Origin of the sequence: Burkholderia sp. LFS061 (genome assembly GCF_047978125.1) — a bacterium.
Taxonomy (GTDB): Bacteria; Pseudomonadota; Gammaproteobacteria; order Burkholderiales; family Burkholderiaceae; genus Burkholderia; species Burkholderia pyrrocinia_C.
The window spans coordinates 14,425-38,488 of sequence record NZ_JBFPFS010000018.1 but is presented as its reverse complement, the minus strand read 5'-3'; the positions used below and the strand labels follow the sequence as shown (position 1 = coordinate 38,488).

Sequence of the window (24,064 nt, the reverse complement as noted above, 5' to 3'; positions counted from 1 at the left end):
TCCATCGCCCATCGTTTGCGCAGCAATGGAAATTCAATAGCAGAGGAGCAGTACAAAGTGGCTTACGATCTTCAGGGAAAAGTCGTGCTTATCACGGGTGCTGCAGGCGGCATTGGTGCCGCGACCGCGCGTGAGTTGCATGCATGTGGAGCACGGCTCGTTCTAACAGATGTGACGCAGACTTCAGTGGACCGCCTCGCCGCGGAGTTTGACGCCGAGCGCACGCTCGCCTTGGCGCTCGATGTCACTGATGCTGCCGCCACCAGGGCCGTCGTGCAACGCGCCGTCGATAGATTCGGTCGCCTCGACATTGCGTTCGCCAACGCCGGCATCTCATGGCACGATGTGCCCGCCACCGTGTACAGCTGCGATGAGCAGGAGTTCGAGCGAATCGTCGAGGTCGACCTGCTCGGTGTCTGGCGCACGATCAAGGCCGCATTGCCGGAGATCGTGCGCAATCGAGGCCAGGTCCTGGTCACCGCTTCGGTCTATGCGTTCGTGAACGGCATGGTCAACGCGCCTTACGCAGCGTCCAAAGCCGCAGTCGAGATGCTCGCGCGTTCACTGCGCGCCGAACTTGGCGGCACCGGGTCCACGGCAAGCGTGCTCTATCCGGGATGGGTGGCTACAGCAATTGCCAAGGTCGGCTTTGGCGGAAATGCGCTGGCGACGAAATTGATTGAAAAAGGGTTTCCTGCACCGTTGCGGCGACCGATACAACCCGAAGACGTCGCCAAGGCCGTCAAAAAAGGGCTGCGAGACCGCCAACCGCGCATCGTCGTCCCGTTCCGGTGGGCACCGTTTTCGTGGACGCGAGGAATCTTCAACATTGTGACCGACTGGCATCTCGGGCGACAACATGAAATGCATAAGTTGATGCGCGAGCTTGAGCGCGCTCGAGACCGACAAAGCTAGCGCGAGTTCTGAGCGGTATGTTGGCAGCGCCGGCGAGCGGCTTTCCGTCTGAAAGGACGGCTGCTGCGCGCTAGCGTAAGACTCCCGGCAACTGAGAGGATCGGGTTGCCTCCAAATGGCCGTTTGCTAGCGCGGAGCGGACGTCCACGCGTCCATGTGACTGTGCTGGAGAATGACGCCTCCTGGCCGAGACCGTGTAAAAACGCACGCAGAACGCCTCGAACGAGAAGACTACCGTTCAATTCACGCTGCCTCGATCCAAATCGGTTCGGCGGGATGGTGCTCTTGAATTACGGCAACTGCGCACGCCATTTCCTTGATGTCTCCCGCGCGAGCATGGCCCGCAAAATTCGTGACGAGTGCTCCTGTAGAGCGAAGCACCGCAATTTCTTCCTCAGTTAGCACGCCCGCGTCCACCCACAGTTGATGGTCGTTGTTATCGCGCCATAGACTCTGGAATGCGGCGACCCCGGTCTTCGAGCATGCAAAAAACACCATCTCTGTCTCCATTGCGTCGCGACTAGCCAAGTATTGAACGCATATATTGCCCGGAATCCAGATCAATCGCCTAGACTGAATCAACCTGTTAGCACGAGAGGCGGAGATGGGGCGATTTGTCGAAGGTGCAAACCGCAATCAGGCAACGCTGCTGCCGGAATGTCTCGAAGACTTTATCGCCGAAGACAATCCCGTGCGGATAGTTGATGCATTCGTCGACGAGCTCGATCTGGCTTCGATGGGATTCGAGGGCACCACGCCTGCGAATACGGGCCGACCGTCTTACCATCCGGCCGTTCTGCTCAAACTCTACATCTACGGCTATCTCAACCGCGTGCAGTCGAGCCGACGTCTGGAGCGCGAGTGCCAGCGTAATGTCGAACTGATGTGGTTGACCGGGCGCCTCGCGCCGGACTTCAAGACAATCGCCGAGTTCAGACGCAACAACGGCGTCGGCATTCGCAATGTATGTCGGCGCTTCGTTGTGATATGCCGCGATCTGAAGCTCTTCACGCAAGCAGTCGTTGCCATCGACGGCAGCAAGTTCAAGGCCGTCAACAGCCGCGATAACAACTTCACGCCCAACAAGATCACTAGGCGTCAGGAGCAGATCGAACAGAGCATTCAGCGTTATTTGGATGCTCTGGAGACGGCGGATCGCACGCAGCCAGTCGAGGTGGAAGCCAAAACCGAACGGCTAAGAGAAAAGATCCAGACGCTGCGCGAGCAGATGCGGGAACTGGATCGAGCCGCAGAACTGTTGAATGATTTACCGGAAAAACAGGTCTCGCTGATTGATTCCGACTCGCGCTCGATGATGTCGCAGGCAAAAGGCACAGGCGTGGTGGGCTACAACGTTCAGGTGGCTGTTGATACGAAGCATCACCTCATCGTGACACACGAAGTGACGAACGTCGGTAGTGACCGCGTGCAGCTAAGCCCAATGGCCAAAGCCGCGCGCGAAGCGATGGGCAAGAAGACGCTCAAGGCACTGGCCGATCGTGGATACTTCAATGCAACGGAAGTCAAGGCTTGCGACGACGCGGGTATTGCGGCGCTGGTACCGAAAACACAGACATCAGGTGCAAAGGCGGATGGACGGTTCGACCGGGCCGAATTCATCTATGTCGCCAAGGATGATCAGTACCTGTGCCCAGCAGGTCAACGTGCGATATACCGATACACCTCCTTCGAAGGCGCCAATCTGCTGGAGCTGCGAACGTACTGGAGTAGCGCTTGCCCGAAGTGCCCGATGAAAAGCCACTGCACGCCGGCAGACTACAGACGCATCCGACGATGGGAACACGAGGCGGTGCTTGAGGCAATGCAGTCAAGACTGGACCGCCAGCTTGACGCCATGACGATACGGCGCCGGACAGTCGAACACGTGTTCGGCACACTCAAACACTGGATGGGCTCAACCCACTTCCAGACTCGCGGTTTGGGCCATGTTGCGGCCGAAATGAGTTTGCATGTACTGGCCTACAACCTCAAGCGGGTCATCAAGATACTCGGATTCGCAAAGACGATGCGAGCGATGAAGCTGGCAGGCGCGTGAACTCGCGAGCCGACGCTGTTTACCCGCAAAACACGATCACTTCATCTGCCTGCACCTCGGTCGAAAACAACTGCTCGCCCAACTGGGCGTCACCGGCCGGCCGTTCTGCGCGTTTTTTACACGGTCTCGGCCGAACCCGGTCGGTGGCCGCCCCGACAAACCGCGACTGGCTCAACCCGACCCACAAGCGACGGTCAATCCGCTCCGATGCGGTCGTACAGATGGCTGTCGTCGCGGCGCGGAAGGATTCGTGAGAATCGTATAAATCTCGCCGTGTCCGGATTCTTCCGTATGGCATTGAACTCCCCGTGTGAGCACATTCGTGCACACACGGGCTCGCGCGTTACGGCTTGGAGAGCAGTCGGCCGACCATGGCGTTAACCGCAGTAAGCTGGGAACCCGATTTCACCGCGTAGTCGGGACCCGTATAACCGAACCAGTCCCAGCAACCTTGCGGATTGAACGGGATCGTGGACGCATTCACCTGCGGATACAGAACGAGGATGTTGTTCGTGTCGGCCCAGTAGTTGTAGTTGGTCTTCTCATAGAAATCGTCGCCAACCACAGCTGCCGACTGCTTGCATCCATGGAATGCGACGTGAACCTTGCACGCCGCTCCCTGATCGCACGACTTAGGCACGTAGACGAACCCCGTGTCCGCCATGCCGGTCGCAGATGCTGCGAATTCGCGCTGACTGAACGGCACGATTCTCCCGGTCAGGCTCTTCGCTGGCGGCTTTAATGGACCGTAGATGTACTGCAGCAACGCGCCGGCCTGGTCGTACCTCTGCTTGCCGACCTCGCAGTGGCTGATGTATGGAGGCGCATTGTCAGCACACACGTTGCCGAACGACGGTGTAATGAATGCGTGACCAGCCGGCACGTTATTCACGTACTTCAGGTTCGACGCAGGGACGCCGGCCTCCTTGAAGAACGACACTGTCGAGTCGACTGCCTGTTGGTAGACAACTGTGTCTTTCGTTCCGCTGAACACGTAGATCCGCGCCTTCTGAAGGTTCGATAGTGGGTCGATCTGATTCAGCGAAGCAAAGCCTGCGGCGGCGGTTACCATCAGCGTCGAGTTCGGCGGAACGAACGGTACCTGCCCCATGCAGATCGAGGCGTTAAACAAGCTCCCTGCCGCGCAGTAGTACGGACCGCCGGCGACCACGCCAGCCCCGACTACGGAACCGGAGTACGCGACCTGGTACTGGACCGCCATGAAGGCGCCCGACGACAGGCCGGACACCGACGTCTGCGACGGGTCACCGTGGTACGACGGCAGCGCATCAGCGGCCAGCGCGGCATGGGTCAGGGCAGCAGCGAGCGCGAGAGCGGTAATGGCGACGCGAGGATGCAATTTCATCGTGATACCTCCTGTGGCATAGCGAATGAAACGGACGTCGAGCGAAAGGACGACTTGCCGAGAAACCTTGCCGTTCGTCGCGGCTGTGCAATGCGCTCGGCCCGGTACGTTGCGTACGCGGTCACGCATCCCGCACGAAGGGCTGCAACCTCGATCGGACCGACAACAGCCGCCGCCCGATCTGGCGCGTTTGAGGGCTTGAGTGGGGTGCGAATTCGTATGATGAAGCATCATCGACGTAAAAAACCGTCAACCCCGTATTCTTTTTTGTGTGTGAGATTTGCAACGTCGTCGTATTGCTGTCATCCGGGGCATCCAGGCGTCTTCGATTGCGGCGCAACGCAATCGACGGTTTTGTACCGTTTTGCATGCAAACTCGACCGGCTCTTGTTGGCTGCGGATTCAACCCGGTCGGTGCCCGCTCCGACAAACCGCGACTGGCTCAACCCGACCCTGAACAGACAGTCGAACTCGCGATATCGCGATGACCGTCTTCATACCGCAATCAGTCGTTAAATTTTCGCTATACATCGCAGTAACAAAATCCGACAGAATGAGTGAATTTTAAGTTTGTGCAATAACGCACGGAAAATTCACGAATTTTGCTAGGGTATTCCTTAGTGCGAACTTGCTAAAAATGTCTATTGTTGCAAAGGTAATCCGAGTCGAAATTACTTTCCCGGACGGAAATCTATGCTGCGGGAATGGTACATCGGTTTGACTATCGCAGACGGATGCCGACGCCCCACTCTGGAGGAAATTTTGAAAGAACAACATACGTTCAGCTTTCCTGCATCCAGTCTGTATGCCGGGCCCGAGTTCGAAGAGTATTGCATTAGCGAACAAAAGTACCTACCGGCAACGAGGGACCGCACACCATGCCTTTCATGTCCACTTTCCAACCTTTGTCAGGCGGGATTCGATGAACAGGTCCGGCGCTTGCAAAAAGGAGAGAACCCAAGCCTTACCGAAGGTTGTGCGTTTGACCCCAAAGCCTTGACGCCACAGGCACTACTCGAAAACCTTACGCACGAGCAGAAAGCGTTTGTTATTTCGAAGATCCCGACGTTTAAACAATCGGAGCCATTATGAGCCAAAATATCGTTGCGTTGCAATTGGAAGCAAAGAAGCAATTGGCGCAGAAAGCTGACCTCCAATCAAAGCAACAGCTCGAAGCAAAGAAACAATTAGCGCAAAAAGCCGACTTGGTATCGAGACAGCAGTTGGAATCGAAGAAGCAGTTGGGGCAGAAAGCTGACCTTCTATCGAGGCAACAGCTCGAAGCAAAAAAACAACTGGCTCAGCGTTCTGAGTGATTGCTATCGACCAACTTGAGAAGGCGTACCCGTTACAGTCAAGCTGTGCGGTGCGCCTTTCGACATTCAAGCGTCCCCATCTGGCAGGTTCCAGAGCGAACCAGCCGTCTGAATGACAGCTCTGCGGAATCGACGGGTTGAATCCGGAGCCGAGCGCTGCCCGATGCAGCCGGCCGAATCCGCCACCCGTTTCCGCCGGTTGATTCTCAAGGAGCCGACTGGCTCGATTCTGAGCATTGCTGCCATCGAAGCTTCCAGAAAGCGGACTTCCGGCCATCTACTTTGCGGACGTCCGCCGAGGAGCGACAGGCCGTACCGGTTGCTCCTCAGGCTTGGCGGGCTTTCTGGCTGTTTTAGTTTTGTGCAAGACCGGGCTCCGGGTAGCATCTTTCGGGCAGTTCTGGCGATCGCCTAGACGCTCAACGAGTCGTGCCTCGCATTCGGAAATCGAGTACCCGCGCCGCAGCGAGATCATGAAGGTGAGAGGACGCATGTGCCATGCGCGCCGTTGGAGTTCGACAAGTGTTCCCTTCGCGAGGTCTTCATCGACCATATGGCGCGGCATGTGGCCCCAGCACAAGCCTCCCCTGAGCAGATCGTGCTTCGCGCCGAGGTCATTCACCCACCACTGGCGTTCACTGGCGACCCCCTGTTGTGTCTTTTCCGCATCGGGCTGATTGTCCGTTACAACAAGCTGGATGTGCCGGCCAAATTCCTCGCGCGGGATTGGCCCCGCGATCGAGGCCAGCGGATGCGATGGTGCACAGACGGTCACCATTTGCGAGTCACATAGATGCAGCCTTTCGATGGTGCCGGGGCTCAGCTCCGGCACGTCCGTGATCGTCACCGCCAATGCGCACGTGCCTTCGAGAACCAAACGCTCGCCGCCCTGCATGGTTGTCATGCGCAGATTGATTGCAACCGTTGGAAAGTCCGCCTGCAAGGCGCGCAGGCATTCGATCAGGTGCGCACGCGGGAAATAGGTGTCCACGGCAATCGAGACCTGTGGGACCCCGGCTTCGGCAATCGCAACCGCACGCATCTTCATTTCCTCGGTGCGTGAGATCACCCCACGCGCGTCAGGCAGAAGGCTGCGGCCCGCAGCCGTCAGCGTCGCTTTGCGAGTGTTGCGCTCGAACAGCACCACATCGAAGGCGCTCTCGAGTGAGCTGATCGCATGACTGATCGCGGACTGTGCACGCCTTAGCTGCCGTGCCGCTCCGGAAAAGCTCCCCTGGTCACACACGGCGACGAATGCCCGAAGTTGATTGATGGTGACGTTGTCCAACATATTTATCTAGAAAGTAGATCGTATTTATAGATATTCAGTCAATTGGCTTTATGAATCAAGGGCCTCAGAATCGGTTTGTCGCTTTTGTTTCGAAGGATGCAGGGCATGAACAGACTGAATGGAAAGACCGCGGTGATCACCGGTGGCGCTACCGGCATCGGCCGCGCCGCGGCAAAGCGCTTCATAGAGGAGGGCGCCTTCGTCTTCATCTTCGGCCGCCGGCAGGAAGCGCTCGACGCCGCCGTGGCCGACCTCGGGCCCAATGCCCGCGCAGTGAATGGCTCGGTCTCCGATCTGGCCGACCTCGACCGGCTCTATGCGGCGGTGAAGGCCGAGCGCGGAACCCTTGACGTCGTCTTCGCCAATGCCGGGGCGGGAAGCCAGCTTCCGCTCGGCAAGATCACCGCCGAGCACATCGACGAAATCTTCGACACCAACGTGAAGGGTTCGATCTTCACGGTCCAGAAGGCGCTGCCTCTGATGGGCCAGGGCGGTTCGATCATCCTGACCGGATCGAGCGCCGGCACCACGGGCGCCCCGGCATTCAGCGCCTACAGCGCGAGCAAGGCGGCCGTGCGCAACCTCGCACGGACCTGGGCAGAGGACCTGAAGGGCACCGGTATCCGGGTGAACGTGCTGTCCCCTGGGCCGACCGCGACCGAACTCGCGAAGGAAGCGCTAGGCGAGGAAGGCATGAAGGTCTTCGCTTCGCTCAATCCGCTCCAGCGTATGGCCGATCCGGCGGAGATCGGGGCGGTGGCCGCCTTTCTTGCGTCGTCGGACAGCAGCTTCATGACCGCCAGCGAGATCGCCGTTGACGGTGGCCTCGCACAACTCTGAGGAAATAAACGAATGACACAATCTCTGAAGGGCAAAACAGCGCTCGTTACCGGGGCATCGCGGGGCATTGGCCGCGCCATCGCCGAACGTCTTGCAAAGGACGGCGCGATGGTCGCGCTGACCTACAATGCCAGCAAATCCGGCGCAGACGAGGCGGTCGCGGCCATCGAGAAAGCGGGAGGCACCGCGTTCGCGATCCATGCGGATCTCGTCGACCCGGCGACCGTCCCGGCTTTGTTCGAGAGACTTGACGACGAGTTCACCAGGCGGAACGGAAGCAAGGCCCTCGACATTCTGGTCAACAACGCGGGCAATTCCGGCTGGGTTGGCTTCAAGGACGCGACGCCGGAGAGTTGGGACACCCTGATGGCGGTCTACGCCCGCGCGCCCTTCTTCATCATTCAGGCCGCTCTCGATCGTCTCGCCGATGGTGGACGCATCATCAACATTTCTTCCGCTGCCGCAACGAAGCCCGTGACGGCTGCGCCCGTCTACTCGATGGCGAAAGCGGCCATCAACACCCTGACCCATACGCTCGCAATCGAGCTGGGGCCGCGTGGCATCACCGCGAACGCCGTGGCGCCGGGCTACACGCGAACGGATGCGAACGCAGCCTTGCGGGAGAACCCCGAACTCGTCAAGGCGCTCGAGGCCCAAATCGCGCTGGGGCGCTGTGGCGAGCCTTCGGAAATCGCCGCCGTCGTGGCGTTCCTGGCTTCCGATGATGGCCATTGGGTGACTGGCCAGACGATCGAAGCGAGCGGCGGCTACAAGCTCTGATCGCACCGAAAAAACCGAAGGAGAAACTCATGAGCTACGCAATCGTCGGCTTCGGCAAGATCGGCCAGGCGCTGGCCAGGGCGTTCGCCCGTAACGGTATCGAAGTAGCCGTTGCAACCACGCGCGACCCGAAAAGCTTTGCAGCCGAGGCAGCCGCGATCGGACCCACGATTGTTCCCAAAACCCTGACTGAAGCCGTCAAGGCGGACATCATCTTTCTGGCAGTTCGTTTCGAGTCGCACCCGGAGGTCGCAAAAGCACTGCCCGACTGGACGGGGAAGACCATCGTCGACGCGATGAACACGCAGGCCCCGCTTGAGGAACTGAGCGGTCTCCCGTCCTCTGCTTTCATCGCGAAGGTGTTCACAGGAGCCAGGCTGGTGAAAGGCTTCAACCATCTGGTCGCGGCCGTCCTTGGTCAGGATCCGGCCGTCCACGGTGGCAGGAGAGTCGTGTTCCTCGCGAGCGACGATGACGGCGCCGCAGCGAAGATTGGCGAGCTTGCGGAAAATCTCGGTTTCGCGCCAATCGAACTTGGCGGGCTTTCGGAAGGTGGACTGCTTGTGCATGCGCGCGGGAAAAGCTGGGGTCGGCTGATCTTCAAGGACTTGATCAAGTTCGACCGATGACAACGGCTTCCGGCCATTTCGCTGAGTCGAATGGTCGATTATCGGCGCGGACTCAACCCGTCGATGCAGCGGCTCCGTGATCACGGCCACCAGGAGCATGAACACCGTGATCCCGGTGAACACGCCGGGCACGCCGAAATCCTTCGGCCGCGCCGCGACGCCGACCGCCCGGCGGTAATTCTCGAAACCCGCGGGCGTGTGCTGCATGGAGCCGTCGACGTCGTGACGAATTGCGGCCCATCATCATGTCACCCGCCCGTCACCGGCGGAAAAAACGCCACTTCGCTATCTTCCCGCACGACGAAGCCGCCCGTCACCATCTCGAGATTGACTGCCGCCCGCACGGGCCGGTCCATCCGCAGCGCTTCCGCGCTGCGCGCGTCGCGCGCGGCCAACGTGCTGCGCAGCGCATCGACGGTAAGTTCGCGCGCATCGATCTCGACGATTTCCTCGTCGGTATCGAGTTGCTCGCGAATGCTTGCAAAGTATTTGATTGTCAGTTTCATCGCGATGTCTTGAATGGAATCGGAAAACGCGAAGCGGGCGCGGTCAGCCCCAGCGCCGCATTGCTTGGTCGTCGTGCGCCTTCGCCTCGACCCAGCCGGATTCGCCGTCATGCCGGATTTCCTTCTTCCAGAACGGTGCGTGGGTCTTCAGGAAGTCCATCAGGAATTCGCATGCATCGAACGCGGACCCGCGATGCGCGGCAGCCACCACGACCAGCACGACCGCCTGGCCGAGCGGAATGCGCCCGACGCGGTGCACGATCCTGACCGCTTCGAGCCGCCAGCGCGCGCTGGCTTCCTCGACGATGCCCCACAGGGCCTGTTCGGTCATCGTCGGATAGTGCTCGACCTCGAGCGCGACGACGTCGTCGACGTCGCCTTCGTTACGCACGACACCGAGGAAATTCACGACCGCGCCGACATTCGGATTGCGAACGATCGGTGCTAGCTCGGCACCCGCGTCGATCGCAGCGTACTGCACGCGCACTTCGAAGCCGGCGGCAATCGCCGGCGGCGGCTCGGTGTTCGGCTCGGTGGCGTCGGCGGAATGGGAATGGCTGGCGGCGCGCAGCGGATCGTCGGGCAGCCCGGCGCGGGATTCGGTGAAGCTCGTCATCACGGTTCTCCTGTAGGCGGTGCGCCCTGTATCGCGCGGCGGCCCGTCAGCCGCCGACGAGCGACATGCGCACGGTCGGATAGGTCTTGCCCGGCGCACGAGCCGGCCGTGCGGCCCGGCGCTCGGAATAGCGGTCGTCGCGCCGCGTCCAGCGATCGCGCACGGCGGCGGCGAGCGTGTCGACCGGCGCCGCGTCGTCGAGCCAGGGCCGCAGGTCGGTGCCCTGGGTTGCGAACAGGCACGTAAAAAGCTTGCCGTCGGCCGACACGCGTGCGCGCGAGCAGGTGCCGCAGAACGGATGCGACACGCTCGCGATGAAGCCGACCTCGCCGGCGCCGTCGATGTGCGCGCAACGGATCGCGGTCGCGTCGTGCCCCGGTTCGCCGACCAGCACGAGCGGATAGTGCTCGTCGATCAGCTCGCGCATTCGCGCGGCCGGCACGACCTTGTCGCCGGACCAGAAGCTCGCGCCGCCGACGTCCATGTATTCGATGAAGCGCACGGCCACGCCGCTATGCCGGAAGTGACGCACGAGCGGCAGGATCTGGTCGTCGTTCGCGCCGCGTTCGATCACCGCGTTGACCTTGACCGGCGCGAGCCCGGCCGCATGCGCGGCTTCGATGCCGGCCAGCACGCGCGACACGGGCACGTCGGCGTCGCTCATCCGGCGGAACACCGCGTCGTCGAGCGCATCGAGGCTGACGGTCACGCGCGACAGCCCGGCGTCGCGCAGCGCGCGTGCTTTCGCGGCGAGCAGCGAACCGTTGGTCGTCAGCGCGATTTCGACGGGCTTGCCGTCGACGGTCGTCAATGCCGCGAGCCGTTCGATCAGCGCCTCGAGATTGCGGCGCAACAGCGGCTCGCCGCCGGTGATGCGGATTTTTTCGACGCCGAGCGACGTGAACGCGCGTGCGATCTTTTCCAGTTGCGCGAACGACAGCCGCTCGGACGACGGCATGAATGCGTAGCCGGCGCCGAAGCTTTCGCGCGGCATGCAGTAGCCGCAGCGGAAATTGCATTGGTCGATGACGGACAGACGCAGGTCGCGCAGCGGGCGGCCGAGCGTGTCGGTCGTGCGGGGAAAGGCGCCGGGCGATGCGCCGCCGGAGGACGCGGCGGCGGCCGGCGCGGCGGAAACGATGGCATTCACGATCGGGTCGTCGGCCTGCATGAAGTAAGCGGAGGGGCGTCGCCGATCGACCGCGCGCGTGCCGACGTATCGGTGCACAGGTCGTGGCGAGCCTCATCGTGAGCATAGTCCGCCGGACTTTTGCGGCAGGGACACAATCGCGCCCGAATTGCAGGAATACAGTTCGCCGTACGGGGTGCGCGGCGAATGCGCGGCATCGGGCGGCTATCCGGCGTCGCGATCATGCGAGCCAATGCGCGAATTCGTAATACGGCACCGCGTCGCCGCGCGCGATGCGCTTCCCGGCCGGCAGCCGCGCGAGCCCGCTCGCCTGCACGAGCGATTGCAGCGTGCCGGCGCCTTGCTGCCGCAGCGTGTCGAGCACGGCCGAGCCGTCGGCGCCGATGGTGCGGCGCACGCGCACGAAGCGCTCGCGCTGCGCATCCGGCTCGAAGTCGATATCGACCGGCAGCGACGGCACGATCGGCACGCACGCGTCGCGCCCCTGCAGGCAGCGGATCAGCGGCGCGACGAACAGCGCGAACGCCGTCATCGCGGCGCCCGGATTGCCGGGCAGCAGCACGACGGGCCGCGCGTCGAGCCGCGCGAGCGCGACCGGTTTGCCGGGTTTCATGCGCACGCCACCGACGACGAACGATGCGCCGAGCGCGGCCAGCGCGGGGCGCAGCAGGTCCTTGTCGCCGACCGACGCGCCGCCGACGCAGATCACCAGGTCGCAACACGCGTGCAGGTCGCGCAGCGCACGATCGACGGCGGGCGCCGTATCGGCCGCATGCAGGCTCATCGCAACGCCGGCACCGGTTCCCGATACCAGCGCGGCGAGCATCGGCGCATTGCTGTTGTAGATCTGCTGCGGCGCACGCGGCTGGCCGTACGCGACAAGTTCGTCGCCGGTCGTCAGGATGCCGACGCGCAGCGCCGGGCGCACGCCGATGCGCGCGAAACCTTGCGCGGCGGCCACGCCGACGTGCATCGCGCCCATCCGCACGCCGGCCGGCACGAGCAGGTCGCCGGCACGCACTTCCTCGCCCCGGCGGCGGATGTGCGAGCCGCTGCGCTGCGGCGCGTCGAACGCGACCCAGCCGTCCTGTTCGTGCGCATGCTCCTGCATCACGACGGTGTCGGCGCCGGGCGGAATCAGGCTGCCGGTGAAGATGCGTGCGGCCGTGCGCGCGGCCAGCGGCGCGGGCGTGTCGCCCGCATAGCAGCGCTGCGCGACGCGCAGCGGCTCGCCGTGCGCGAGATCCGCGTGACGCACGGCGTAGCCGTCCATCGCACTCTGGTCGGCCGGCGGCTGGTCGAGCACGGCGGTTAGCGGTGCGGCCAGCACGTGGCCGGCAGCGTCGGCGACGGGCACGGAAACGACCGCGTCCAGCGGCGCGAACGCGCCGGCGAAATGCTGCTGGGCGGTGTCGAAATCGATCAGTTGTTTCATGACGAGAGAGCCGGATGCGCTTGCGAAAGCGCCGGTTGGTCGGGATGGGCGGCGTCGGGCGACACGTATTCGACGAAGCCGTCGTTGCGGCAGAAGCCGAGCAGCCGCACGCCGGCTTCGCGGGCGACGTCGATCGCCAGCGACGTCGGCGCCGAGATCGTCGCGATCATCGGGATGCCGACCCGCGCGGCCTTGCGCACCAGTTCGTAGCTCGCGCGGCTCGACAGGAACACGAAACCCGCGTGCAGGTCGGCGCGGCGCCGCGCGAGCCGGCCGATCAGCTTGTCGAGCGCGTTGTGGCGGCCGACGTCCTCGAACACGTCGAGCACGGCGCCGCCGCGGTCGCACCATGCGGCCGCGTGGATGCCGCCCGTCTCGCGCATCAGCGTCTGGTGGGCCGGCAACGCGCGCGCGGCGCGTGCGATCGCGTCGGCGCCGATGCCTGCGGCCGCGCCGGCGGCATCGATGCGCGGCGGGTGCAGATCGAGCTGCGCGATGCTTTCGATCCCGCATACGCCGCAGCCCGTGCGGCCGGCCAGCGCGCGGCGGTGCGCCTTCAGTGCCATGAACGCCTGCTGCGACACGGTGAGCCGCACTTCGGCGCTGCCGGGCCGGCATTCGCTCTCGATGTCGAACACGTCGGACGCGCGCTCGACGATGCCTTCGCTCAACGCGAAGCCGAGCCCGAACGCGTCGAGGTCGATCGGCGTCGCCATCATGACCGTGTGCGAGATGCCGTTGAACACGAGTGCAACCGGCGTTTCGTCGACGACGCGATCGACGGTGTCGCGCGTTTCGCCGGCACGATGGCGCGTCACATGACACGCGGTGCTGCCGGTCGGATCGTCGCGGCGGGTGCAGGACTCCATGCGTTTTTCTCCAGGCGGATCGGCCGGCGTGCCGGCCGGGCTCGGCGCGTACGCCGAGCGACGGAAATCGATGCCGCCGGGCGGGCGCCGAGGGGCGCACCGTCGCCGCGGGCAGGCGTTGCATCACATGGTAAGGGCGGCGAACAGCGCGCCGCAGGCACAGCGTCGCAACGCGGAAAGCAGTACAGCTTGCGACGCCCGGCGCCGGTTGTGTCTTTTCCGGACACACATCTTTGCCGGGACGGAAAGCACAGTTTCAGGACGCGTTCGCGCGATTGCGAGTATCGTGGCAAACGCGATATCGTCGTTCACGCTTCGATGCCATGCGAGCGATCGTTTGTGTTCGCATGTGTTGTCGCCAAGCCGTCGCGCGATTTCCTGCTTCGGGCGGACGTTCTCACAATCACGAGCAAATTACGGTCATGGAAATCTTCGATGCGTTCCATCTCGCACGATTGCAATTCGCGTTCACGGTGTCGTTCCACATCGTGTTTCCCGCGATCAGCATCGGCATGGCGAGCTTCCTGGCGGTGCTGGAATGGCGTTATCTCGTCACCGGCGACGCCGCCTACAAATCCATGTTCCAGTTCTGGTCGAAGATCTTTGCGATCGGCTTCGGGATGGGGGTGGTCTCAGGCGTCGTGATGGCATACGAGTTCGGCACGAACTGGGCCGGCTTCTCGCGCGTCGCGGGCAACATCACGGGGCCGCTGCTCACGTATGAAGTGCTGACGGCGTTCTTCCTCGAGGCCGGCTTCCTCGGCGTGATGCTGTTCGGCTGGCAGCGCGTGAGCCCGCGCGCACACTTCTTCGCGACGCTGATGGTCGCGGTCGGCACGCTGATCTCGACGTTCTGGATTCTCGCGTCGAACAGCTTCATGCAGACGCCGCAGGGCTACAAAATCGAGAACGGCCTCGTCGTGCCGGTCGACTGGTTCAAGATCATCTTCAATCCGTCGTTCCCGTACCGTCTCGTGCACATGACGATCGCGGCGTTCATCGTCGCGGGCTTCATCGTCGCCGCGTGCGGCGCGTGGCACCTGCTGAAGGGGCGCCGCGACGAGCCGGTGAAGCGCAGCTTCTCGATGGCGCTGTGGATGCTGCTGCTGCTCGCGCCGATCCAGATCGTCGTCGGCGACGCGCACGGGCTGAACACGCGCGAATATCAGCCGGCGAAGATCGCGGCGATCGAGGGGCTGTGGGAAACCGAGAAGGGCGGCACCGCGCTGAACCTCGTCGGGCTGCCCGACATGCAGGCCGAAACCACACGCTATGCGATCCAGGTGCCGCACCTCGGCAGCCTGATCCTCACGCACAGCTGGGATGGCGAAATCCGCGGGCTGAAGGAGTTCCCGCCGCAGGACCGCCCGTATTCGCCGATCGTGTTCTGGACGTTCCGGATCATGGCGGGCCTCGGGATGCTGATGCTGCTGACCGCGCTGCTCGGGCTGCTGCTGAGAAAGGGCGGGCGCCTGTATGAAACGCGCTGGTTCCAGTGGTTCGTGGTGGGCATGGGGCCGTCGGGCATCGTCGCGCTGCTGGCCGGCTGGATCACGACCGAGGTCGGGCGGCAGCCGTGGACCGTGTACGGCGTGCTGCGCACCGTCGATTCGGTCGCGCCGCTCAGCGCGCACCAGGTCGGCGTGTCGCTGCTGATCTTCGTGGTCGTGTATTTCCTGGTGTTCGGAACGGGTATCTATTACATGATGAAACTGATGAAGCGCGGGCCGGCCGCCCAGGCCGGGTACATCGAGCTGCACCGGCATCCGGGGCTGCGCAAGAGCGCGCTGTCCACGCCGCTGAACGTCACCGAAGCGGAGTAACCATGCAAATCGATCTTCCTGTCGTCTGGGCCGCGATCATCGGCCTCGGCGTGTTCATCTACGTGATGCTGGACGGCTTCGATCTCGGCATCGGCCTGCTGTTCCCGTTCTTCGATGCGAAGTCCGAGCGGCAAGTGATGCTCGACACCGTCGCGCCGGTGTGGGACGGCAACGAGACGTTCCTGGTGCTCGGCGGCGCGGGGCTCTACGGCGCGTTCCCGGTCGTGTATTCGACGCTGCTGCCCGCGAATTACCTGCCGCTGGTGCTGATGCTGGTCGGGCTGATCTTCCGCGGCGCGGCGTTCGAACTGCGTGCGAAGGCAACCCGCACGCAACACATGTGGGATCTCGCGTTCATCGGCGGCTCCGCGCTCGCGGCGTTCTGCCAGGGGATCGTGCTCGGTTCGCTGCTGCAGGGCATCAAGATCGAGAACAACCAGTTCGCGGGTGGGCCGTTCGACTGGCTGTCGCCGTTCAGCCTGCTCTGCGGGATCGGCGTGCTCGTCACGTATGCGACGCTCGGCTGCGGCTGGCTGATCCTGAAGGTCGACGGCGAACTGCAGCGCAAGATGCGGCTGCTGATGAAGCCGCTCGCGGGCGTGCTGCTCGGCGTGATGGCCGTCGTCAGCCTGTGGACCGTGATCGGCTTGCCGGCCGTCGCGCACCGCTGGTTCGGCAGCGGCAACCTCGGCTGGTTCCTGCCGGTGCCGGTCCTCGTCGTCGCGTGCGTGTGGGGCATCTTCCACACGGTGAAGCGCCAGCACGAGGCCACGCCGTTCCTGCTGACGCTCGCACTCGTGTTCCTCGGCTATACGGGGCTCGTGATCAGCATCTGGCCGAACATCGTGCCGCCGTCGCTGACGATCTGGGACGCGTCGTCGAGCCATTCGAGCCAGCTGTTCGCGCTCGTCGGCACGGTGATCGTGCTGCCGATCATCCTCGTGTACAACGCGATGCAGTACCGCGTGTTTCGCGGCAAGGTGCGCGAGGGCGACATCGGCTATCACTGAGCGGCGCGCGATGTGACGGGGCGCGACGGGCGTGGGCGTATCATCGCGCGCAACGCGGCCCCGGCACGTCCCCTGCCCGAAAGCGGCCCGCCACGCGCGGGCCGTTGCACATCGGGTGCGGGCGTTCCGTGTTGCGTATTCCTTTGTCAGTCGAGAAACAATCATGATCGTCAGACCACGACAAAACTGGCTCAGGATGCTGTTCGTCTGGAACGGCTCCGTGCTGCAATCGATCATTCCGCAACTGGTGTTCATGGCGATCGTCAGCACGCTGGCGGTCTTCACGAACGGGCGCATCTTCGGCGAGAAGATTCCGCTCAACACCGCGCCGTTCACGCTGTTCGGGCTCGCGCTCGCGATCTTCCTCGCGTTTCGCAACAACGCGAGCTTCGAGCGCTTCAAGGAGGCGCGGCATCTGTGGGGCAACCTGCTGATCGCGGCGCGCAACGTGACGTCGCAACTGAATCGCTACCTGCCCGACAGCGTCGGCGATGCCGAGCGCAACGGGCTCGCCGATCTGCTGATCGCGTTCACGTATGCGCTGAAGCATCAGCTGCGCCATACCGATCCGACCGAAGACCTGCAGCGCATCCTCGGCGCGGAGCGTGCCGGCGCGCTCGCACGCAAATGCTTCAAGCCGGTCGCGATCCTCGACGAGCTGCGCGGCGGCATTGTCCGCGCGCTGGGCCGCGCGCCCGGCAGCGACGCGACGTGCTGGATGTTCGAGACGCAGCTCGACGAACTGGGCAAGTCGGTGGGTGGTTGCGAGCGCATCCTGTCGACGCCGATTCCGTTCTCGTACAGCGTGCTGCTGCACCGCACCGTGTATGCGTACTGCGTGCTGCTGCCGTTCGGCCTCGTCGATTCGACGGAGTTCTTCACGCCGTTGATCTGCGTGTTCATCTCGTACACGCTGATCGCACTCGAAGCGATCGCGAACGAGGTCGCCGAACCGTTCGGCCTCGCGCCGAATGCGCTCGCGCTCGATGCGATGACGCGCACGATCGAGCGGTCGGTGCTCGAGCTGGGCGATCGGCCGATGCCGGAGGAGTTCGTGCCGGCGTCGACGTATCAGATCACGTAAGCGGGCACGCGCAACGCGTCGGTTATTCGCGGTGATCGGCGACGACTTCGACGGCTGCCTGCGCAAGCGAATCGACGGTGGTTATGCGTTTGTCATCGATTTCGACGAAGAATAGCGGCACGGGCGTTGCCTGTTATCGATGATGCAGCGTGACCGTACGAACGGCGGTTGCCGCTTCAGGAGGGATTGAAATGCGAATCTACGTGACGAGTATTTTTGTCGACGATCAGGACAAGGCGTTGACGTTCTATACCGACAAGCTCGGCTTCAGGCTGAAGAACAACATCCCGGTGGGCGACTACCGCTGGCTGACCGTCGTGTCGAAGGACCAGCCGGACGGCACCGAGTTGTTGCTCGAGCCGAGCAACCATCGTGCGGTCGGACCTTACAAACAGGCGCTGTATGAAGACGGCATTCCGGCGGCGTCGTTCCAGGTCGACGATCTCGATGGCGAATTCGCGCGGCTTACCGCGCACGGCGTGCGGTTCACGCTGGAGCCGATGGACGCAGGGCCCGTGCGCGTCGCCGTGATCGACGATACGTGCGGGAACCTCATTCAACTGATGCAGATGAAGTAACGCGTTGCGCGGGCCTGATCAGCCGGCCGATCGTTTCCGCTGGCCTCATGGTGTCGCGGGCGGGCGTGGCTGACGGGGAAACGATAGCGGGTGCGAACGGGCATGACGGCGCCGATCGGTGGCTGACCGCCTGCGGGGCGGCCTTGCGCCGTCCGGAGCCTGACAAGCCGCTCCGGCTTTCCGCCGCGCATCGTCCTCGCACCGCGTTTGCCGCCTGCGCCGCTCAATCGAAATACGTGAGCCCCAGCGCGCCCTTCACTTCCGCGAGCGTCGCACCCGCGACTTCCCGCGCGTGCAACGTGCCGCGCTTCAGGATCGCCATCACCTCGGCCTTGTCGGCCTCGAACTCGCGGCGGCGCGTGCGGATCGGCTCGATCAGTGCCTGCAGCCGTTCGTTCAGCACGCGCTTGACGACGCTGTCGCCGAGCCCGCCGCGGCGATAGTGCGCCTTCAGCTCGTCGACCTTCTGCACATCCGGCTCGAACGCGTCGAGGAACGTGAACACGACGTTGCCCTCGACCTGGCCGGGGTCGCTCACGCGCAGGTGGTTCGGATCTGTATACATGTCCTTCACGGCCTGCGCGATCTCGTCCGGCGTCGCGCCGAGCGTGATCGCATTGCCGAGCGACTTGCTCATCTTCGCCTTGCCGTCGATGCCCGGAAGCCGCGTGACCGACGACAGTACGGCCTCGCATTCGACCAGCACCGGCTGCTCGACGGTCGCGTTGAAGCGGCGCACGAGTTCGTTGGTCTGTTCGATCATCGGCAACTGATCGTCGCCGACAGGTACGTGCGTCGCCTTGAACGCAGTGATGTCGGCGGCCTGGCTCACCGGGTAGGTCAGGAAGCCGGCCGGGATGTCGCGCTCGAAGCCGCGCAGGCGGATCTCTTCCTTGATGGTCGGATTGCGTTCGAGGCGCGCGACCGTGACGAGGTTGAGCAGGTATTGCGACAGCTCGGCGAGCTCGGGTACCTGCGACTGCACGACGATCGTCGAGATCGCCGGATCGATGCCGACGGCGAGATAGTCGAGCGCGACCTCGATCACGTTCTCGGTGACGCGCTGGCGGCGGCCCATGTTGTCGGTCAGCGCCTGCGTATCGGCGAGCAGCAGGAATTGCCGCGCTTCGTGCTGCATCTGCACGCGCGCGCGCAGCGAGCCGATGTAGTGGCCGAGGTGCAGCGGGCCGGTGGTGCGGTCGCCGGTGAGGATGGTCGGGCGGTTCGGGTGGGTCATGGTGGTCGTTGGCTCCGGATTGTCGAAGCAGCCAGCCATGATGTCGGCGCTGAAACGCAAATGCCGCCATGGCTGGCGGCATCACGTTTGGGACATGCAAAAGGAAACGGGCCGCCTGGGTCAGGCGCGCCACCAGCAATGCAGGTTCGGCAGGGCAGGTTTGGTTTCCATCGCGAAAGTATAACGCAGCGCGGGGACTGCCATGCGCGTCAGCGCAACACCGATTCCATCGCGAGGTACGCGGTTTCGGCGGACGGCCACAGCAGGTACAGCAGGCCGGCCATCAGCAGCAGCGCGCCCGCGCGCACCAGCGGCGTGCGGTCTTTGTCGCGCGGGGAGGGGATGGGCGGATTCGGTTTCTTCATGCTTGCAGGCGCGCGATGCGCCACTCCAACGGTTACTGCAACGGGTCGAGCGGGGCGACGCCGGGGTGTTGCGGGGTTCAACGGGGCTGGGGCGCGGTTGGCGCACCGAGTCGCCTGGGCGCGACTGCGGGGTTGACCGGTCGCGGGGCATTAAAAAAGGGACGGTTGAACGTCCTGTGGCTGCCGTCCATGCCGAGGCGACGGGCATCCTACCAGTTCGGCAGTCCGGCCACAGTCAAGAATTGTCGGGGATGGGCGCGGCCGTCGGCTCGCTGTCCATTTGCTCGAAAAGCGCGTAGCCCGGCGTCGCCGCGCAACATCAACAGCAGCTTCTGCCGTGCGTCGGCCAGTGACACACTCTTCGGCGCGGTCTTCAGCGCGCACTCGGGCATCGCCTGGATGCGGCGTTCAAGCTCGTCGAGCGAAAGTGGCTGCGTGCCGCCGCCGCTTTCCGCTCGCCTTCGGCGAGCAGCGTGAGCGCGCCGGCCGATTCGCGTCCGAAGTATGCGAGCACGCCCCAGGCGTCGCCTGCGTCGCCTTTCGCCTCGCGCGCGAGCGACAGGCGCATCCCCTTCCTCGGGCAGCAGATTGTCGAAGACCCGCTGGACCGGGCGATCGGTCGACGTATCGATGCACGCTTCCACGCGCAGCCCGAACGTCGGCGACATCCGGTACCCGACACACGCAGCCGGCGCGAGCCGGCGACCGACTTCACAGACCCGTCGCACGGTTCGTCCCTGCAGCAGTCCTGCCGAAATTTCCGGCAAGGCCGTCGCGCATCCATTTCCCGGAGAACACCATGCGATATCCATTGCAGCACGTCGACCAAGGCGCGTCGGCGCTGCGTCCATCCGAACCCGAACCGCACGCACCGGCGCCGCGGGCGGACATCGAGGAGGTGTGAGCCATGAGCAGCGAAGCACTCGACCCCCTGCTGAGGCAGTTCGCAGAGAAGCGCTTGGGACGGCCCCTCGAGCCGGGCGAAGAACAGGCGCTGCTGGAGCGGCTGCCGGGCAGGCACGGGAACCAGCCGGCGCCGGCCGCCGGCACGGCCAAGCAGGCGAGCGCCGCGAACCCGCCATTGCCGCGGTTGAAAACCCGGCAGGAGGCGCGCGAGCAGGTCAAGCATTTTCTGCAGCTCAACCAGCAGAAAGCGTACGAGAAGATGCGCGGCATCCTGCAGACGATCGACGCGCAGAACGAGACGACCCTCGGCATGCTGGCGTCAGAGCAACAGAAAGTGTCCGGCGTACTCGACGCGCACGAGCCGCCGGGCGACGCGCAGGCATCCGGCGCGGCGGACATCCAGGACAGCACCCGCCAGGCGCTGGCGATGATCGGCGAACAGCTGACGGGCCTCATCCGGCAGGAAATCGACGCCTGCTTCCGGCAATACGTCGATTCGCTCGCCGACCGGCTCGCCGTACGGCTCGACGCGATAGACGGCCGGCTGCAAAGCGTCGGCGCCGGTCCGACCGAACGGTCCGAACCGACCGCGCCGGGTGCTGCCGCCACCGCCGCCGTTCACGATACCGCCGGCCCAGCGTCCATGGAGTAGCACGCGGGTCATGTGGCTGAACGAGAAACCGGCCGGCCCCGATGTGCGATCTCTCAACTACGTGAATCAAGGAGCAGAAAATGGGTGATAAGTGTCAAGTGTGCCAGGTCAATCCTGCGATTACCGATGCCGTCACGCAGGTCAACGTCAAGGTGGTCGCCGAGGCGCCGGCAATGGCGATGGGCTCGCTGTACCAGGCCCAGAGCCATTCGCTCAGCATCCTGTTCGAGAACGCGGTGCAGCAGCAGTCGCAGGCCGCGATCCAGTCGCAGACGTCGACGAACGTGGGGACGATGCAGCTCTACACGATCGGGCCGGAAAGCGCGGGTGCGGCCGCCACGGAAATCGGCTCGAACGGGATCATCTCCCTGCTGGCCGACGTGATCGCGATCGGCAAGGCGGTGACCCACTAAGGGGGCAACGCCGTGGTCGAGCGGCGGCGCAAGCGGCACGAGCCGCCCATGCCGCCGCCGTGCCGCGGATCCGCAGCACGGCCGCCGGCGCCTGAACAGCGGTGCCGCGCGGTGTTCCGGAGCAACCGACAGAACGGGCCGAGCCGATTCGATGCGGCGCCCGTTCGCAAACCAGGAGAAACACGATGGCAAATGACGCAAACGCGAACGCCGACGACCCGACGGTCCCGAATGACCTGAAGGATCCGAAGGACCCCTGTAACTGCAAGACGTGCGCGGTCAATGCCGCGATCACCGACGCGGTCACGCAGACCAACGTCAAGGTGGTGGGCGAAGCGCCCGCGATGGCGACGGGCTCGCTGTACCAGGCCCAGAGCCATTCGCTCAGCGTGCTGTTCGAGAACGCCGTGCAGCAGCAGTCGCAGGCCGCGGTCCAGCTGCCGACCTCGACGAACGTGGGCACGATGCAGCTCTACACGCTCGGGCCGGCGAGCGCCGGCGCCGCCGCGACGGAAATCGGCTCGAACGGCGTGATTTCCGTGCTGGCTGACGTGCTCGCGCTCGGCAAGGCGCTTGTCTGACGCGTAACCGGCGTCGACGCCGGGCGGCGGCCTCGATCCAGGTGGCTGCCGCCCGGCGCCCGGCGACGTGTCGACGCCCGCGACGGCGAGCGAGCGCGCCGCATCGACGGCACCGTGCGGCGCGGCGTCGCCGACCGACCCACTCATGCTTTCGCCGTGACTGCGCCGTAGCGGCGAGCAAACCAGGAGTAACGACATGACGGAACAGGTTTCCGCCGCGATTACCGATGCAGTCACGCAAGCCAACGTCAAGGTGGTGGGCGAAGCCCCGGCCGTGGCCTTGGGCACGCTCATGCAGTCGAACAGCCATGCGTCCGCGATCCTGCTTCACAACGCGGTGCAGATGCAGGCGAACCAGGCGGCGTCCAACCTCGCCGCCACGACCGTCGGCATCATGCAGCTCTATGCCGGCTCGCCGGTGGCGGCCGCCGCCGCGGCGCGCTCGGCGAACGACAACTTTGCGTCGCAGCTGGCCGCCATCGCACAGTTGATGAACGCCATCAGCCACTGGCGCGGCTGACCTTCACCGCGCGCCGTGCAACCCGGCGCGCGCAACCTCCCCGCGCCGCGGCACGACGCATGAGCTTGCCGGGGCATCAATTGGCGTCGGCGATGTAGCGGAGCTGCTCCGGTTTTTCGATCGTCACACCGTGCTCGTGAAGCCGGATCAGGCCGTCGCGCTGCATCCTCTGCAGGCTGCTGTTCAGTCGCGGCCGGCTGACGTTGAGCATCGCTGCCAGGATGCTCTGGTTCTCCGGCAGCGGCACCTCGAGATCGTTCCCTTGCATGCGGTTCAGCAGATGGCGCGCGAGCCTTGCTTCGAGCCGGTACAGGCACGCCGACTCGACGAAGTCGCTCAGCTGATGGATGTGCCGGCACAGCTGCTCGTGGATGCGCTCCATGAAATCCGCGTTGGCCAGCAGCGGCGCGAAGTACTGGCGATGCAGCAGCGAAATGCGGCAGTCGGGGCTCAACTGCGCTGTGAAGCTGCGCCGGTGTGCGCGAATCAGCGTGCTTTCGCCGATGAGTTCGCCCGGCACCGAGTGGCCGAGAATGATTTCGCGTCCGCCGGGTTCGTGCAGCGTCATGTAGACGCGGCCGCGGTGCACGAAGGCGACGAAATCTCCCGGATCGCCCTTGAAGAACAACAGGCGATTGCCGTGTTCGGGCCAGGGCGTGACATGCCGCTCGATATGAGCCAGCAGGCTTTCCGGTAGATCGGTGAGTATCGGTATATTGCGCAGCGTTTGAACGTTAGCAAGGGCAGGCATGTTTTCCGTGCGAGGTTGTTTGACGATGCGGCCACCTAGCGAAAAACGCTGCCTTTGGCACTGCGTGAAAAATGAACAATGAAGATAGCCAGATAATCGGCAAGCAGTCCGGATATGGCGGCACTTCGGCGGCAAGGACGCTTGGTCGATCGACGCGGATAGCAGCGTGCCGGCTCGCGAACGCGTCGCGGCGGCAGTCGTTCTTTTCCATCGCAATGCCGTTATTCACGCCCGGCGGCGCGCCTGAAACGACGGATGGGGCTATGCCGGGGGATTAAAATTTCCGTTCATAATAATCAAGAAAATTTACCGAAACCGATTATCTTGATAACGGTGTTACGCGGGTAACAGCGCCATTCGCGGCATCGAATCGAT

26 protein-coding genes and 1 pseudogene are annotated in these 24,064 nt (G+C 63.8%); 15 read left to right on the top strand and 12 right to left on the bottom strand.

What is annotated here, in order from left to right:
* Nucleotides 1–57: 57 nt before the first annotated feature.
* A complete protein-coding gene (locus ACNQQL_RS17735; protein WP_347064919.1) occupies nucleotides 58–915 on the top strand; it encodes an SDR family NAD(P)-dependent oxidoreductase in 858 nt (285 codons plus the stop codon).
* Nucleotides 916–1,158: 243 nt separating this feature from the next.
* On the opposite strand, the gene ACNQQL_RS17730 is transcribed toward ACNQQL_RS17735, so the two are convergent.
* The gene (locus tag ACNQQL_RS17730) at nucleotides 1,159–1,413 is read right to left on the bottom strand and encodes a hypothetical protein (RefSeq protein WP_347064918.1); all 255 of its coding nucleotides are present in this window, start codon (nucleotides 1,411–1,413) and stop codon (nucleotides 1,159–1,161) included.
* Nucleotides 1,414–1,519: 106 nt separating this feature from the next.
* Here ACNQQL_RS17730 and ACNQQL_RS17725 point away from each other — a divergent pair, with 106 nt between their 5' ends.
* Entirely contained in the window at nucleotides 1,520–2,971 is a 1,452-nt protein-coding gene (locus tag ACNQQL_RS17725) for an IS1182 family transposase (RefSeq protein WP_347064917.1), read from the top strand.
* A gap of 343 nt (nucleotides 2,972–3,314) precedes the next feature.
* Here ACNQQL_RS17725 and ACNQQL_RS17720 read toward each other — a convergent pair whose 3' ends face one another.
* A complete protein-coding gene (locus tag ACNQQL_RS17720) occupies nucleotides 3,315–4,337 on the bottom strand; it encodes a PHB depolymerase family esterase (protein WP_347064916.1) in 1,023 nt (340 codons plus the stop codon).
* A 693-nt stretch (nucleotides 4,338–5,030) separates the two neighbouring features.
* Between ACNQQL_RS17720 and ACNQQL_RS17715 the strand changes: the two genes are divergently transcribed.
* Both ACNQQL_RS17715 and ACNQQL_RS17710 read left to right on the top strand, forming a co-directional pair.
* Nucleotides 5,031–5,429 (top strand): hypothetical protein, encoded by a 399-nt coding sequence (locus tag ACNQQL_RS17715; RefSeq protein ID WP_143155705.1) that lies wholly within the window; start codon nucleotides 5,031–5,033, stop codon nucleotides 5,427–5,429.
* The gene (locus ACNQQL_RS17710) at nucleotides 5,426–5,653 is read left to right on the top strand and encodes a hypothetical protein (RefSeq protein ID WP_175961811.1); all 228 of its coding nucleotides are present in this window, start codon (nucleotides 5,426–5,428) and stop codon (nucleotides 5,651–5,653) included. Before ACNQQL_RS17715 ends, ACNQQL_RS17710 begins: the two co-directional genes overlap by 4 nt.
* A 277-nt stretch (nucleotides 5,654–5,930) precedes the next feature.
* Here ACNQQL_RS17710 and ACNQQL_RS17705 read toward each other — a convergent pair whose 3' ends face one another.
* Entirely contained in the window at nucleotides 5,931–6,944 is a 1,014-nt protein-coding gene (locus ACNQQL_RS17705) for a LysR family transcriptional regulator (RefSeq protein WP_347064915.1), read from the bottom strand.
* Between the two features lie 105 nt (nucleotides 6,945–7,049).
* Between ACNQQL_RS17705 and ACNQQL_RS17700 the strand changes: the two genes are divergently transcribed.
* The 3 genes from ACNQQL_RS17700 to ACNQQL_RS17690 are packed head-to-tail and all read left to right on the top strand — an operon-like array spanning nucleotide 7,050 to nucleotide 9,193.
* Nucleotides 7,050–7,784, top strand: coding sequence for an SDR family NAD(P)-dependent oxidoreductase (locus ACNQQL_RS17700; protein WP_347064914.1), 735 nt, complete (start codon nucleotides 7,050–7,052; stop codon nucleotides 7,782–7,784).
* Nucleotides 7,785–7,796: 12 nt separating this feature from the next.
* Nucleotides 7,797–8,564, top strand: coding sequence for an SDR family NAD(P)-dependent oxidoreductase (locus ACNQQL_RS17695; RefSeq protein ID WP_072437794.1), 768 nt, complete (start codon nucleotides 7,797–7,799; stop codon nucleotides 8,562–8,564).
* Nucleotides 8,565–8,593: 29 nt separating this feature from the next.
* Nucleotides 8,594–9,193 (top strand): NADPH-dependent F420 reductase, encoded by a 600-nt coding sequence (locus ACNQQL_RS17690; protein ID WP_347064913.1) that lies wholly within the window; start codon nucleotides 8,594–8,596, stop codon nucleotides 9,191–9,193.
* A 248-nt stretch (nucleotides 9,194–9,441) separates the two neighbouring features.
* On the opposite strand, the gene moaD is transcribed toward ACNQQL_RS17690, so the two are convergent.
* The 5 genes from moaD to fdhD form a co-directional block, all read right to left on the bottom strand.
* The gene (gene moaD / locus ACNQQL_RS17685) at nucleotides 9,442–9,699 is read right to left on the bottom strand and encodes a molybdopterin converting factor subunit 1 (protein ID WP_047904135.1); all 258 of its coding nucleotides are present in this window, start codon (nucleotides 9,697–9,699) and stop codon (nucleotides 9,442–9,444) included.
* Between the two features lie 43 nt (nucleotides 9,700–9,742).
* Entirely contained in the window at nucleotides 9,743–10,315 is a 573-nt protein-coding gene (locus ACNQQL_RS17680; RefSeq protein WP_347064912.1) for a molybdenum cofactor biosynthesis protein MoaE, read from the bottom strand.
* A 46-nt stretch (nucleotides 10,316–10,361) separates the two neighbouring features.
* Complete coding sequence (gene moaA, locus ACNQQL_RS17675) at nucleotides 10,362–11,486, bottom strand: GTP 3',8-cyclase MoaA (RefSeq protein ID WP_347064911.1); 1,125 nt, start codon at nucleotides 11,484–11,486, stop codon at nucleotides 10,362–10,364.
* Nucleotides 11,487–11,685: 199 nt separating this feature from the next.
* Complete coding sequence (glp, locus tag ACNQQL_RS17670) at nucleotides 11,686–12,900, bottom strand: gephyrin-like molybdotransferase Glp (RefSeq protein WP_347064910.1); 1,215 nt, start codon at nucleotides 12,898–12,900, stop codon at nucleotides 11,686–11,688.
* Complete coding sequence (gene fdhD, locus ACNQQL_RS17665) at nucleotides 12,897–13,769, bottom strand: formate dehydrogenase accessory sulfurtransferase FdhD (RefSeq protein ID WP_347064909.1); 873 nt, start codon at nucleotides 13,767–13,769, stop codon at nucleotides 12,897–12,899. Before fdhD ends, glp begins: the two co-directional genes overlap by 4 nt.
* Before the next feature lie 422 nt (nucleotides 13,770–14,191).
* Between fdhD and ACNQQL_RS17660 the strand changes: the two genes are divergently transcribed.
* The 4 genes from ACNQQL_RS17660 (at nucleotide 14,192) to ACNQQL_RS17645 (ending at nucleotide 18,264) form a co-directional block, all read left to right on the top strand.
* Nucleotides 14,192–15,592, top strand: coding sequence for a cytochrome ubiquinol oxidase subunit I (locus tag ACNQQL_RS17660; RefSeq protein WP_347064908.1), 1,401 nt, complete (start codon nucleotides 14,192–14,194; stop codon nucleotides 15,590–15,592).
* A 2-nt stretch (nucleotides 15,593–15,594) separates the two neighbouring features.
* Nucleotides 15,595–16,602, top strand: coding sequence for a cytochrome d ubiquinol oxidase subunit II (cydB, locus tag ACNQQL_RS17655; RefSeq protein WP_347064907.1), 1,008 nt, complete (start codon nucleotides 15,595–15,597; stop codon nucleotides 16,600–16,602).
* A gap of 163 nt (nucleotides 16,603–16,765) precedes the next feature.
* The gene (locus ACNQQL_RS17650; protein WP_347064906.1) at nucleotides 16,766–17,686 is read left to right on the top strand and encodes a bestrophin family protein; all 921 of its coding nucleotides are present in this window, start codon (nucleotides 16,766–16,768) and stop codon (nucleotides 17,684–17,686) included.
* A 191-nt stretch (nucleotides 17,687–17,877) separates the two neighbouring features.
* A complete protein-coding gene (locus ACNQQL_RS17645) occupies nucleotides 17,878–18,264 on the top strand; it encodes a VOC family protein (protein WP_204420800.1) in 387 nt (128 codons plus the stop codon).
* A 223-nt stretch (nucleotides 18,265–18,487) separates the two neighbouring features.
* On the opposite strand, the gene trpS is transcribed toward ACNQQL_RS17645, so the two are convergent.
* From trpS to ACNQQL_RS17630, 3 genes and pseudogenes are all read right to left on the bottom strand, one after another.
* The gene (gene trpS, locus ACNQQL_RS17640; protein ID WP_347064905.1) at nucleotides 18,488–19,501 is read right to left on the bottom strand and encodes a tryptophan--tRNA ligase; all 1,014 of its coding nucleotides are present in this window, start codon (nucleotides 19,499–19,501) and stop codon (nucleotides 18,488–18,490) included.
* Nucleotides 19,502–19,710: 209 nt separating this feature from the next.
* On the bottom strand, nucleotides 19,711–19,866 hold the full coding sequence (locus ACNQQL_RS17635) for a hypothetical protein (protein ID WP_175961797.1): 156 nt from the start codon (nucleotides 19,864–19,866) through the stop codon (nucleotides 19,711–19,713).
* A gap of 262 nt (nucleotides 19,867–20,128) precedes the next feature.
* Nucleotides 20,129–20,540 (bottom strand): annotated as a pseudogene (locus tag ACNQQL_RS17630) (HipA N-terminal domain-containing protein); the annotation flags it as partial.
* A gap of 233 nt (nucleotides 20,541–20,773) precedes the next feature.
* Here ACNQQL_RS17630 and ACNQQL_RS17625 point away from each other — a divergent pair.
* From ACNQQL_RS17625 to ACNQQL_RS17610, 4 genes are all read left to right on the top strand, one after another.
* Complete coding sequence (locus ACNQQL_RS17625; protein ID WP_347064904.1) at nucleotides 20,774–21,424, top strand: hypothetical protein; 651 nt, start codon at nucleotides 20,774–20,776, stop codon at nucleotides 21,422–21,424.
* Nucleotides 21,425–21,504: 80 nt separating this feature from the next.
* Nucleotides 21,505–21,837: a RebB family R body protein gene (locus ACNQQL_RS17620; RefSeq protein WP_174380819.1), complete on the top strand. Its 333-nt coding sequence runs from the start codon at nucleotides 21,505–21,507 to the stop codon at nucleotides 21,835–21,837.
* A 185-nt stretch (nucleotides 21,838–22,022) separates the two neighbouring features.
* Nucleotides 22,023–22,418: a RebB family R body protein gene (locus tag ACNQQL_RS17615; protein ID WP_347064903.1), complete on the top strand. Its 396-nt coding sequence runs from the start codon at nucleotides 22,023–22,025 to the stop codon at nucleotides 22,416–22,418.
* 196 nt (nucleotides 22,419–22,614) lie between these two features.
* Nucleotides 22,615–22,938 carry a RebB family R body protein gene (locus ACNQQL_RS17610; protein ID WP_072437809.1) on the top strand — a complete coding sequence of 108 codons (324 nt, stop codon included), beginning with the start codon at nucleotides 22,615–22,617 and terminating at the stop codon, nucleotides 22,936–22,938.
* A gap of 76 nt (nucleotides 22,939–23,014) precedes the next feature.
* Here the strand turns inward: ACNQQL_RS17610 and ACNQQL_RS17605 are convergent, their stop codons facing one another.
* Complete coding sequence (locus tag ACNQQL_RS17605) at nucleotides 23,015–23,905, bottom strand: Crp/Fnr family transcriptional regulator (protein WP_347064902.1); 891 nt, start codon at nucleotides 23,903–23,905, stop codon at nucleotides 23,015–23,017.
* Nucleotides 23,906–24,064 lie beyond the last annotated feature (159 nt).